The 11,740-nt window shown below is 67.5% G+C and carries 9 protein-coding genes; 6 read left to right on the top strand and 3 right to left on the bottom strand.

Translation table 11 applies throughout. The features are described 5' to 3' along the window. The first annotated feature begins 75 nt into the window (after positions 1-75). On the top strand, positions 76-1,329 hold the full coding sequence (locus tag AC5Y4N_RS04905) for an HNH endonuclease signature motif containing protein (RefSeq protein WP_499910919.1): 1,254 nt from the start codon (positions 76-78) through the stop codon (positions 1,327-1,329). Between the two features lie 205 nt (positions 1,330-1,534). Here AC5Y4N_RS04905 and AC5Y4N_RS04900 read toward each other — a convergent pair whose 3' ends face one another. From AC5Y4N_RS04900 to AC5Y4N_RS04890, 3 genes are all read right to left on the bottom strand, one after another. Beyond that, entirely contained in the window at positions 1,535-2,287 is a 753-nt protein-coding gene (locus AC5Y4N_RS04900) for a hypothetical protein (RefSeq protein ID WP_499910914.1), read from the bottom strand. A 132-nt stretch (positions 2,288-2,419) separates the two neighbouring features. Then, positions 2,420-4,018: an N-acetylmuramoyl-L-alanine amidase gene (locus tag AC5Y4N_RS04895; RefSeq protein ID WP_499910911.1), complete on the bottom strand. Its 1,599-nt coding sequence runs from the start codon at positions 4,016-4,018 to the stop codon at positions 2,420-2,422. Positions 4,019-4,131: 113 nt separating this feature from the next. Beyond that, positions 4,132-5,046 carry a hypothetical protein gene (locus tag AC5Y4N_RS04890; RefSeq protein WP_499910908.1) on the bottom strand — a complete coding sequence of 305 codons (915 nt, stop codon included), beginning with the start codon at positions 5,044-5,046 and terminating at the stop codon, positions 4,132-4,134. A gap of 236 nt (positions 5,047-5,282) precedes the next feature. Between AC5Y4N_RS04890 and glf the strand changes: the two genes are divergently transcribed. Genes glf through aftB form a run of 5 tightly spaced genes read left to right on the top strand, consistent with a single transcriptional unit; the run spans position 5,283 to position 11,699 of the window. Then, a complete protein-coding gene (gene glf / locus AC5Y4N_RS04885; RefSeq protein ID WP_499910906.1) occupies positions 5,283-6,503 on the top strand; it encodes a UDP-galactopyranose mutase in 1,221 nt (406 codons plus the stop codon). Further along, entirely contained in the window at positions 6,500-8,383 is a 1,884-nt protein-coding gene (locus tag AC5Y4N_RS04880; protein WP_499910904.1) for a glycosyltransferase, read from the top strand. Before glf ends, AC5Y4N_RS04880 begins: the two co-directional genes overlap by 4 nt. Then, on the top strand, positions 8,376-8,885 hold the full coding sequence (locus AC5Y4N_RS04875; protein WP_499910903.1) for a phosphatase PAP2 family protein: 510 nt from the start codon (positions 8,376-8,378) through the stop codon (positions 8,883-8,885). The genes AC5Y4N_RS04880 and AC5Y4N_RS04875 overlap by 8 nt, the downstream gene beginning before the upstream one ends. After that, a complete protein-coding gene (locus AC5Y4N_RS04870; protein WP_499910901.1) occupies positions 8,882-9,799 on the top strand; it encodes a decaprenyl-phosphate phosphoribosyltransferase in 918 nt (305 codons plus the stop codon). Before AC5Y4N_RS04875 ends, AC5Y4N_RS04870 begins: the two co-directional genes overlap by 4 nt. Next, on the top strand, positions 9,684-11,699 hold the full coding sequence (aftB, locus tag AC5Y4N_RS04865; protein ID WP_499910899.1) for a terminal beta-(1->2)-arabinofuranosyltransferase: 2,016 nt from the start codon (positions 9,684-9,686) through the stop codon (positions 11,697-11,699). Before AC5Y4N_RS04870 ends, aftB begins: the two co-directional genes overlap by 116 nt. Positions 11,700-11,740: the final 41 nt, after the last annotated feature.

The following is an 11,740-nucleotide window of genomic DNA, read 5'->3' as shown; positions in this document are numbered from 1 at the left end:
ACCGGCCTTATCACACACACCTTTGGTGTGGCTCGTGGCCGCGGACTTGTCGGTGGTGGGTGCGATGCTGTCGTTATGTCCTCGATCGCGTCGTCGGCCGTTGTTGCGGTGAGTCCTGCGCAGCGTCTTGAGGTGTTGTTCGACGAGTTGGCGGAGTTGGCGGGTCAGCGTAATGCGATCGATGGCCGCATCGTGCAGATCGTCGCCGAGATCGATCGGGACGGGCTGTGGGGTGCGACCGGCGCGCGGTCGGTACCGGCCTTGGTGGCCTGGAAGCTGGGCACGTCATCGAGAAACGCGCACACCATCGCTGCTGTCGCGCAACGCATTGAAAAGTTTCCGCGCTGCGTGCAGGGATTGCGGGAGGGCCGGCTGTCGCTGGATCAGGTCGGGGTGATCGCCGAGCGCGCCGCCGAGGGGTCTGATGAGCATTATGCGCAGCTGGCCGGCGTCGCGACGGTCAATCAGTTGCGCACCGCGGTCAAGCTCGAACCGCGACCCCAACCGCAGCCCGCGCGACCGCGACCGCAGCGCTCGTTCGTAAAGACCTGCGACGAGCAGGGCAGCCTTTATCGGATCAGGCTTCCGCACGATGAGGCGGCGAAATTCGACGCCGCGTTGGCGTCACATCTGGATGCGCTGATCGCCGACTGGAAATCCGACCACGGCGACGAGGAGCGCTCGTCGGAGACGGCCCCGCCCATGCCGAGCAGCGTCGATGCGTTCATGCGGCTGGTCGAGGCGGGCTGGGATGTCGAGGTGGCGCGCCGCCCGCACGGCCAGCACACCACCGTGGTGATGCATCTGGATGTCGAGGCGCGTGTCGCGGCGCTGCATCTGGGGCCGGTGTTGTCGGATTCCGAGCGCCGCTTTTTGTCGTGTGATGCCACCTGTGAGGTGTGGTTCGAACGCGACGGGCAACCCCTCGGGGCCGGGCGTAGCACCCGGGTGGTCAACCGGCGGCTGCGCCGCGCGCTCGAGCATCGCGACCGCAGCTGTGTGGTGCCCGGCTGCGGGGCCACCCGCGGGTTGCACGCCCACCACCTCCGCCATTGGGAGGACGGCGGCCCCACCGAGTTGGCCAACCTGGTGTTGGTGTGCCCGCATCATCACCGGCTACACCATCGCGGCCTGATCACCATCACCGGGCCCGCCGACGCGCTCCTCGTCACCGACCACGCCGGGCGACCATTGAGCGCCGGATCGCTCGCGCGTCCGCCAACCCAACCCCCGCCCGCGGTGCCACCCTGCCCCGGACCCACCGGTGAGCGCGCCCAGTGGTGGTGGTACCAACCCTTCCAACCCCAACCACCACCCACCAACAACTGAGGTGCCCCCTACCCGGGACCGGTCGCCTGCCGGCACCGCAGAGACGCTCAAACAGGTTGCAGCACCAACCAATTCGCTCCGGCCAGCCGCTGCGACCGCGCCACTGGAAATGCAACGTGCACAACCGCCACTGGCCCGCGCCCCCGGAGCATCCTCATCGCAATCCGCCCTGACGGTGCGCACCATTGTGCGCTGAGCCGAGGACTTACTCATCCGGCGCGGTGAGGTAAGGAATGAGCAAAGGCGTTGCGGCGCTGAGAAAGTCGCCGTCCGGCACCGTCGGCCCTAAGTTGCGGTGAGAACCGTCGGAAGTGAAGACGCCGAGGAACGCCATGTCGTGCGCCGACGGCATGCCCTCGATGCACGCGAGCGCGGCGATGCTGCCGTCGGGCCGGTACCCCGCCGCGATGGCGGAATAGGTAATCACACCGTCGGCCACGATCCCGGTCCACAGCTCAATCCGTGCGCCATCGACCCCGGGCACGTCGGATACTTCTGCGACGCGCCAACTACGGACCCGAATCGGACAACCTGTGCGGGTTTTGAATTCCACCAACGCTAGGTGCTCGTCGGCGCGGACCCGGTCGTACTGGAAGGCGGGATCCCGGCTCGCGTTGCGTCGCATCAACATCCGCACCGCCGTCTCAACCGCCACCTCCAGCCACTCCTCGCGCGTCGACCATCCGGGCCTCGGGCCCACTTGCACCGCGTCGTCTTCGGTCAACACCACGCCGTACCCAACCGTCCCGTTACTGCCGGCCAGCAATAGCGACGTGACGCGCCCGCGAGAGGCGATCAGCAGGCCTTCAGTGAAGCGCGCCGACGGTTCGCGGACATTGGCTAAGACGTGCACTTCTTCCCCAGGGTCGGTCAATCCGTCCATCGAGAAGGTGTGCAACACATCGAAACCGAACTCCTCCGGGACCGGCAATCCGCTGGTCTTCAATGCAGCCAGCAAATCACGGGCTTGTTCTGCCGGACCATCATCACCGCAGTTGAAGCACCTTGAATGACTATCTACCACGTGCCAATTCTACTCACCAGCAAACAGGCAAGCGAGCGGGATGGGCACGAGCCACGCCGAAACGCCCTACCGGTTGATGGAGCTGAACCGCTCCAGCTGCGGCGGTGGCCCGGTCGCCGGAGGCGGCGACACCTCGTAGGCCAGACCGTCGATCACCTGAAGGACCCGCCGCCTCTCCCGGTCGAAGTTCAGCGTGCCGTGCTGGAAGTTCTGCACCACCCATTGCGGCTCGCTGATCTCACCGCTAGTGGGCAAGCCCAGCGGGCTGCGTTCGTACCCGAGTTCGGCCCACGCGTCGTAGATCGCCCCGCCGACCGGATTGGCGCCTGTGCGCGGCGACCAGTACACCGCGCCGTGCGCGAACCGCACATAGCGGGCGCCCCCGTCGGCCGGTGACTCAGGTGAGGTGGGCGGACCCAGCCAGCTGTTCATCCCACCAAGCCCCTGCCAGCGCGCATAGATCGCGCCGCCCTGAAGCGAATCGGCCAGATCCTGCGGCCCAGGGGGGTCGTTGAACCGGGCCGCCATGTCGCGGATGTGGTTCAACTCCGCGTAGGCGGCGTTGCCCGGGCAGTCGGTGGCGCCGACGTCGCGGTGCGAGAAGATCGTCGGCAAGGTCGCAGGTGCACCTGCGGGGAACTTGGTGAATTCGCCGCCCGCCGACGTCAGCGTCACCGTGCCGCGCGGGTCGACCCCGTCGAGCGACATTCGCCAGCCGATCAGCCGCGCGAGTGTGCGCAGCTGAATTGCAGACGGCGGCACCACGTCGAAGGTGCCGAGCATCGCCACGCCAAAGGTGTCGACGTTGAAGCCGCCGGTGTGGGTGCCCTGGACCGCTTTGGTGATGCCGCCGGCGCGGCCCTCGAACACCTGGCCGTACTTGTCCACCAGTGCGTTGTAGGCGATGTCGCACCAGCCCAGCGTCCGGGTGTGGTACGCGTAGATCGCCCGGATGATCTCAGCCGAGTCCTGCGGTGAATAGTCGTTGCTGCCCGCGGTGTGATGCACCACAGCCGCGCGAATTCCCTTGTCGTACACCGTCTGACCACACCGCATCGACTCGTCGGCGCCCCACTGCGCGCGACCGATGATCGCCGGAGGTTGCCCCGGCGGCGTGACGGCGGTCGGGATGGCGAACTGGTCGGACGGTGCCTGCGGCGGCGTGATCAGCACCGCGTTGACGGTCTGGCCGAAAGGCTGCTCGACGTTGGCGGGGATGTAGCCGAGATCGTGCGGCGGTGCCTTCGGCGCGGGCGCCGGGGCGGCCATGCGTTTGATCGCGATTTGCACGGCCGTGGTGCGCCCGACGAACACCGGCTCGGTGCCGCGGGGCGCGGCCGCCCCGTCCGGACCGGCGTACTCGTCTGTGTCGGCGTCGTACCACGGGCCCCAGCTGCCGTCGGGGCGCTTTGCGCGGACCCTCGCCGTGGTGTGTGCGTCTGTGCCCGTCAGCGCCACCAACGAAAACGGCGTCGCCTGGCTGACGTCGTGAATCGTCTCGCCGGCGCCGATGTCGGTCAGCGGCTGCTGGGCTAGCGCGGTGTCGTCGGCTCGCGGTGTCTTGGCCGGCTGCTCGCCCGGCACGCCGCTGATCGCCCACGGCAGCAGCAGGGCCGTCGCCACAACTGCGGTGAACAGCAGCGACGGCGCAGGGCGGCATCCCACGAGCTGATGTTACGTATGTGCCAATTGTTACCAGTGTTACGACACACCGTTACGCGCACGGTAACGGCACCGCAGAGCTCGCCTTCTCTGCGGTGCCGTTTGGCCGGGCGGTCTTAAGGGGTCGGCGCGGGAGCCGGCGCCGGGACAGCGGGAGGCGCTGCCGACTTGATCGCCTGCATGATCGAGGGCACCACCACGCCCTTGAGCAGGTCGATCGCCTGGCTGGCGCCGAGCTGCGACGCGGCGTTGGACAGATCCGACAGCAGCCCTCCGCTGGCCGGCGCTGCGGCCGGCGTCGCGGCGCCCAGCAACGGGTCGCCCAGGATGGGATAGGTGCCGCTCAGCGGGTCCGGGCCCAGCGGTGCGCTGATCGGAACCTCTCCCGGCGGCGCCGTGAGGCCCGGCGTGGTGCCGAGCGGGCTGGTCAGCGCCGGGGCCAAGCCGGTCGACGGAGTGGTCAGACCGGGCGTTGTCACCGTCGCGGTGCCCGCCGGTGTCGCGGCCGTGGCCGCGCCGGGAGTCAGCGTCGGGTTCGCCAGCGCGGCGTCACCGAGCACCGACTGGGGCGACGTGATCGGTGCCGTCGGAGTGGTGAGTCCCGGAGTAGGAGCGGTGAGGCCGGGTGCGGGCGCCGTGAGCCCCGGCGTCGGCGTCGTCAGACCGGGGGTCGGCGCGGTCAGGCCCGGCGTCGTCGCCGTGAGCCCCGGCGCGGTCAAGCTGCCTGGCGTGGCGGTGAGCGCGCCCGGCGACGTCAGAGGCGACGCCGACGGCGTGCTGCTCGAGCCCAGGATGCCGGACATGTTGGGCACCACGATCCCGAACTGCGACAGACTGGACTGCAGCGCGGACATGATCTCCCCGGGCAGATCGGTCACCATCGCCGCCTGCACGAAGTCGTGCTGCTGGGGGGCGGGCGCACTCTGCGCGGTCAATTCAGACACAGCGGTCACTGCGAATGGACTTGCCACGGCCAGGGCGGCGACCGCGCTCATGGCTGTGGAGAGCCTGCGTCGGCGTCTGTTCGGCACGGAAGTCTCCTCAATCTGGACAACAAATCGTCGGCGTAGTAGGTGCAACTACGGGTCAGCACCCGCGGACGACGACTTGCGCCGACCCGCCAATACCAACGTTCCCGATGGTACGGATGTGAATCCTGTGAATAGAGTGACGAGACGGAATCGTAAGGCAATCGCGACCTGCCCGCGTCGACCGCTGCAGCCTGGCGAAATGGTTTGGGAGTGAAGGTCCGATACCCTAGCTGCCGATGACCTCACGTGATGTCGGCCGCGTGGCCTCCGGGCCCTTCGACCTCTTTGTCGTCGGCTCCGGATTCTTCGGCCTGACGATCGCCGAACGGGTGGCTACTCAACTGGGCAAGCGGGTGCTGGTCGTCGAACGGCGGCCGCACATCGGCGGCAACGCCTACTCGGAGCCTGAACCACAGACCGGCATCGAGGTGCACAAGTACGGTGCCCACCTCTTCCATACCTCCAACAAGAGAGTGTGGGATTACGTCAACCAATTCACCGAGTTCACCGGCTATCAGCACCGCGTGTTCGCGATGCACAACGGTCAGGCCTACCAGTTCCCCATGGGCCTGGGTCTGGTGTCGCAGTTCTTCGGCCGCTACTACTCACCCGAGGAAGCCCGCAGGCTGATCGCCGAGCAGGCCTCCGAGATCGACACCGCCGACGCGCAGAACCTCGAAGAGAAGGCGATCTCACTGATCGGCCGCCCGCTCTACGAGGCATTCATCAAGGGCTACACCGCCAAGCAGTGGCAGACCGACCCGAAGGAGCTGCCCGCCGGCAACATCACCCGGCTGCCGGTGCGCTACACCTTCGACAACCGCTACTTCAACGACACCTACGAAGGGCTGCCCGTCAACGGCTACACCGCGTGGCTGCAGAACATGGCCGCCGACGAGCGCATCGAGGTGCGTCTGGACACCGACTGGTTCGACGTGCGCGACGAACTGCGGGCGGCCAGTCCCGACGCGCCGGTGGTCTATACCGGGCCGCTGGACCGCTACTTCGACTACGCCGAGGGCCGATTGGGCTGGCGCACTTTGGATTTCGAGACCGAGGTGCTCGAAATCGGTGATTTCCAGGGGACTCCGGTGATGAACTACAACGACATCGACGTGCCGTTCACCCGGATCCTCGAGTTCCGCCACTTCCATCCGGAGCGCGACTATCCAGCCGACAAGACCGTGATCGTGCGCGAGTATTCGCGGTTCGCCGCGGACGACGACGAGCCCTACTATCCGATCAACGCCGATGGCGACCGTTCGCTGCTGGCCGCTTACCGCGCCCGTGCGAAAGCCGAAACCGCCACGGCCAAGGTGCTTTTCGGCGGTCGGCTGGGCACCTACCAATACCTCGACATGCACATGGCGATCGCCAGCGCGCTGTCCATGTTCGACAACGTACTAGCCCCGCACCTGCGCGATGGCACGCCACTTGCCGAAAGCGCCGGGGAATGACCAAGGCCGTCAGCCTGCTGGCCCGCGTCATCCTGCCCCGCCCCGGCGAGCCTCTGGATGTGCGCAAGCTCTACATCGAAGAGTCGGCCACCAACGCCCGCCGCGCACACGCCGCCAGCCGCACCGCGTTGCAGATCGGCAGCGAGTCGGAAGTGTCGTTCTCCACGTATTTCAACGCTTTTCCGGCCAGCTACTGGCGACGCTGGTCCACGCTGACGTCGGTGGTGCTGCGCGCCGAGCTGAGCGGCACGGGCCGGGTCGACGTGTATCGGAGCAAGGCCACCGGCGCACGGATCTACGTCGAAGGCCGTGAATTCTCCGGCGATCAACGGACCGTCGAATTCGAGATCGATTTGGGCCCGTTCGAGGACGGCGGCTGGATCTGGTTCGACATCACCACCGACAGCGCGGTCACTCTGCACAGCGCGGGCTGGTTCGCGCCCGTGCCCGCGCCCGGCGTCGCGAACATCGCGGTCGGCATTCCCACCTTCAACCGGCCGGCCGATTGCGTGCAGTCGCTGCGGGCACTGACGTCAGACCCGTTGGTGGACAACGTGATAGGTGCAGTGATCGTGCCGGATCAGGGCACCGCAAAGGTGCGTGACCACCCGGGCTTCGCCGAAGCCGCGGCTGCGTTGGGCCAGCGCCTGTCGATCCACGACCAGCCCAACCTGGGTGGCTCCGGCGGCTACAGCCGAGTGATGTATGAGGCGCTGAAAAACACCGACTGCCAACAGATCTTGTTCATGGACGACGACGTGCGCATCGAGCCCGACTCGGTACTGCGTGCGCTGGCGATGAACCGGTTCGCGAAAACGCCGACGCTCGTCGGTGGGCAGATGCTCAATCTTCAAGACCCGTCGCACCTGCACGTGATGGGCGAGGTGGTCGACCGCGGCACGTTCATGTGGACGCACGCACCGCACGCCAAGTATGACCACGACTTCGCCCGGAAACCATTGCGCGGCAATCACCCTGACAGCAAGCTGCTGCACCGTCGCATCGACGTCGACTACAACGGCTGGTGGATGTGCATGATCCCGCGACAGGTGGCCGACGAGTTGGGCCAGCCGCTGCCGCTGTTCATCAAGTGGGACGACGCCGACTACGGACTGCGCGCCGCCGAGCACGGCTACCCCACGGTGACCATGCCGGGCACCGCGATCTGGCACATGGCCTGGAGCGACAAGGACGACGCCATCGACTGGCAGGCGTACTTCCATCTGCGCAACCGCCTGGTGGTCGCGGCTCTGCACTGGGACGGCGACGTGCGCGGGCTGTTACGCAGCATGCTCAAAGCCACGCTGAAACACCTTCTTTGCCTTGAGTATTCGACGGTCGCGATCCAGAACAAGGCGATCGACGACTTCCTCGCGGGCCCTGAGCACATCTTCTCGATCCTGGAATCGGCGTTGCCTGCCGTGCATCAGATCCGCCGCCAGTATCCCGACGCGGTGGTGCTGCCCTCGGCAACCGCGCTGCCGCCGCCGTCGGGCATGGTGGGCCGAGTCGCCGAACCGAAAACCGCCCCCGCGAAAGCAATTCGGCTGGCCCACGGCATCCTGCACCAGCTGACAAAGGCCGACCCCGCACATCACCAGCGGCCCCAGCTGAACGTGCCCACCCAGGACTCGCGATGGTTTCTGCTGTGCAACGTCGACGGCGTGACCGTCACCACCGCCGACAGCCGCGGGGTGGTCTACCGGCAGCGGGACCGGCGAAAGATGTTCTCACTGCTGCGCCAGTCGGTGCGCCGGCAGCGCACGCTGGCCCGTCGGTTCGACGAGATGCGCCGGGTGTACCGGGACGCGCTGCCGATGCTGACCAGCACCCAGAATTGGGAATCGGTCCTTCTGTCCGCGGTGAGCAGCGATGGTTGACCAACCCCGGGGCGAAGTAGCCGCGCTGGTGGCCGTGCAGTCCGCGCTCGCGCGCCCGGGCGTGGTGGCGGTGGCCCGCGCGATGTCGCACTTCGGCGAGCACAGCGTCGGCTGGCTGGTGCTGTCATCTGCCGGCGCTGTCGCGCAACCGCAGCGTCGCCGTGAGTGGCTGCTGGCCGGTGCCGGTGCGTTCGTCGCGCACGCCGCCGCGGTTCTGATCAAGCGGGTGGTGCGTCGGCGTCGTCCCGCGCATCCCGCGGTCGCGGTGAACGTCGGCACTCCCAGCGTGCTGAGCTTTCCGTCGGCGCACGCCACCTCCACCACCGCGGCCGCAGTGTTGATGGCACCGCTGACGGGTCTGCCGCTGCCGGTGCTGCTGGTTCCGCCGATGGCGTTGTCGCGCATGGTGCTCGGGGTGCACTACCCCAGCGACGTGCTGACCGGGGTGGCGGTCGGCGCAGTGGTCGGACAGGTTTTCAAGAAGATCGGGAACAGCGCATGAGCGAGCAAGCGCCAGAGGTGACACGGCCGCCCGACAACCTGATCGCCGGCCTGATCCGCGCGATCCGGCCTCGCCAGTGGGTGAAGAACGTCTTGGTGTTCGCCGCACCGCTGGCGGCGCTGGGCGGCGACGTCAAGTACGACTACCGCGGCGTGCTGGTCGACGTGGCGATCGCATTCGTCGTGTTCTGCATGGCGGCCTCGTCGGTGTACCTGGTCAACGACGTCCGTGACGTCGACGCCGACCGTCAGCACCCCACCAAGCGGTTCCGGCCGATCGCGGCCGGCGTGGTGCCGGAGTGGCTGGCCTACACCCTGGCGGTGGTGCTCGGTGCCGCGTCGCTGGTGATTTCGCTGGTGTTCGTCAACACGGACCTCGCGATCGTGATGGCCGTCTACATCGGGATCCAGCTGGCGTACTGCTTCGGCTTGAAACATCAAGCGGTGCTTGACATCTGCATCGTCTCGTCGGCGTATCTGATCCGCGCGATCGCCGGTGGCGCCGCCGCGAAGATCCCGTTGTCGCAATGGTTCTTGCTCGTGATGGCGTTCGGCTCGCTGTTCATGGTGGCCGGCAAGCGTTATGCCGAGCTGCAGCTGGCCGAACACACCGGCGCCAAGATCCGCAAGTCGCTGGAGAGCTACACCGGAACCTATCTGCGGTTCGTGTGGACGCTTTCGGCGACCGCGGTGGTGTTGTGCTACGGGCTGTTCGCATTCCAGCGCGACGGCGGCTCCGGCTCGTGGTGGGTGATCTCGATGATCCCGTTCACCATCGCGATCCTGCGCTACGCAGTGGATGTCGACGGCGGCATGGCCGGCGAACCGGAAGAGATCGCGTTGCGCGACCGGGTCTTGCAGTTCCTGGCTTTGCTGTGGATCGGGACAGTTGGTGCGGCCGTCTTCGTCCGTTAGCGCGCGTCGGCTGGAGCTGACCGCGCAGGCGAGCCTGTGGGTCAGCGTGGTGGTGGTCGCCGTGTTGTTCGGCTGGGGCGCGTGGCAGCGGCGCTGGATCGCCGACGACGGACTCATCGTGCTGCGCACAGTGCGAAACCTGTTGGCGGGCAACGGCCCTGTGTTCAACGTCGGGGAACGGGTAGAGGCCAACACGTCTACGGTGTGGACGTATCTGGTGTATCTGGGTGCGCTCGTCGGCGGCCCGGTGCGGTTGGAGTACGTCGCGCTGGTGCTGGCGTTGACGCTGTCCGTGCTGGGCATGGTCTTCGTGATGGTCGGTACCGCACGGCTTTACGCGCCGGGACTGCTCGGGCGTCGGGCCTTGCTGCTGCCGGCCGGTGCGCTGGTGTACATCGCGGTGCCGCCGGCGCGCGACTTCGCCACCTCCGGTCTGGAAAACGGTTTGGTGCTGGCGTATCTCGGGCTGCTGTGGTGGATGTTGGTGTGCTGGGGTCAGCAGAAGCAGACCGGCCGCGGGTTCACTGCCGCGCTGGCGTTCGTCGCGGGGCTCTCGGTGCTGGTCCGTCCGGAGCTCGCATTGATCGGCGGTCTGGCGCTGGTGATGATGCTGATCGCCGCGCGCGACTGGGGCGTGCGGGTGCTGATTGTCGGGGCGGGCGGCCTGCTGCCGGTGGCTTACCAGATCTTCCGGATGGGCTACTACGCGCTGCTAGTGCCCGGCACGGCGCTGGCCAAGGACGCCTCAGGAAAGAAGTGGTCGCAGGGCTTCGTCTATCTGGCCAACTTCAACGGGCCGTACGCGCTGTGGATCCCGGCGGTCCTGACGGTCGGGCTGGCGGTGTTGGTGCTCGCGGGCCGCAGCCGCGCCTGGTGGGTGAACGACGGCGACACCGAGCCCCGGAGCCGCGCCGCCCGGTTGGTGCAGAGCCCGGCCGCCGTCGTCGTCCTCATCGTCGTCAGCGGGCTGCTGCAAGCGCTCTATTGGATTCGGCAGGGCGGCGACTTCATGCACGGGCGGGTGTTGCTGACGCCGATGTTCTGTCTGCTGGCCCCTGTCGCGGTGATCCCGCTGGTGCTGCCCGACCGGTTGCGCCTGTCCCGCGAGACCGGCACGGTGCTGGCCGGGGCCACGGCCGCGGTGTGGCTGGCGATTGTGGGCTGGTCGCTGTGGGCAGCCAATTCGCCGGGCATGGGTGCCGACGCCACCCGGGTCACCTACACCGGGATCGTCGACGAGCGGCGGTTCTACGCACAGGCCACCGGCCACGCCCATCCGCTGACGGCCGCCGACTACCTCGACTATCCGCGCATGCGGGCGGTGCTGGAGGCAATCGAGAACACCCCGGACGGCGCGCTGCTGCTGCCGTCCGGCAACTACACGCAGTGGGACGTCGTCCCCGCCGATCCGGTGGCGTTGGGCCCGAATCCGCCCAAGCCCGGCCCGCACACGGTGTTCTTCACCAATCTCGGCATGCTGGGCATGAACGTCGGCCTGGACGTGCGCGTGATCGACCAGATCGGATTGGCGAACCCGCTCGCAGCCCACACCGCGCGGCTGGAGCACGCCCGGATCGGCCACGACAAGAACCTGTTCCCCGACTGGGCGGTGGCCGAGGGGCCGTGGCTCGAGGAGCACCCGTATCTGCCGACGTACCTCGACGAGGACTGGGTCCGGCAAGCCAAAGCGGCCCTGAAATGCCCGAGCACAGACGCGGTGTTGACGTCGATCAGAGGACCGCTGACGCTACGCCGCTTCTTGTCCAACGTCGTGCACGCGTATCAGTTCACGAGCTACCGCATCGACCGCGTGCCGCGCTATGAGCTGTCGCGCTGCGGGTTGAGTGAACCGCCGTTGCGTGGCACCCCTTACACTGGCTTACCGGCGACGGGCCCGTAGCGTCTGAGCTGCGGGTTTCGTTTGGGTCGGGGAAACCGCAA

The organism is Mycobacterium sp. NGS19, from assembly GCF_059813155.1.
This window is presented reverse-complemented; position numbering and strand designations above follow the sequence as displayed.

Coding starts and splice junctions, on each gene's coding strand:
- AC5Y4N_RS04905 (WP_499910919.1), top strand. CDS start 76: ATGTCCTCGATCGCGTCGTCGGCCGTTGTTGCGGTGAGTCCTGCGCAG.
- glf (WP_499910906.1), top strand. CDS start 5,283: ATGACCTCACGTGATGTCGGCCGCGTGGCCTCCGGGCCCTTCGACCTC.
- AC5Y4N_RS04880 (WP_499910904.1), top strand. CDS start 6,500: ATGACCAAGGCCGTCAGCCTGCTGGCCCGCGTCATCCTGCCCCGCCCC.
- AC5Y4N_RS04875 (WP_499910903.1), top strand. CDS start 8,376: ATGGTTGACCAACCCCGGGGCGAAGTAGCCGCGCTGGTGGCCGTGCAG.
- AC5Y4N_RS04870 (WP_499910901.1), top strand. CDS start 8,882: ATGAGCGAGCAAGCGCCAGAGGTGACACGGCCGCCCGACAACCTGATC.
- aftB (WP_499910899.1), top strand. CDS start 9,684: ATGTCGACGGCGGCATGGCCGGCGAACCGGAAGAGATCGCGTTGCGCG.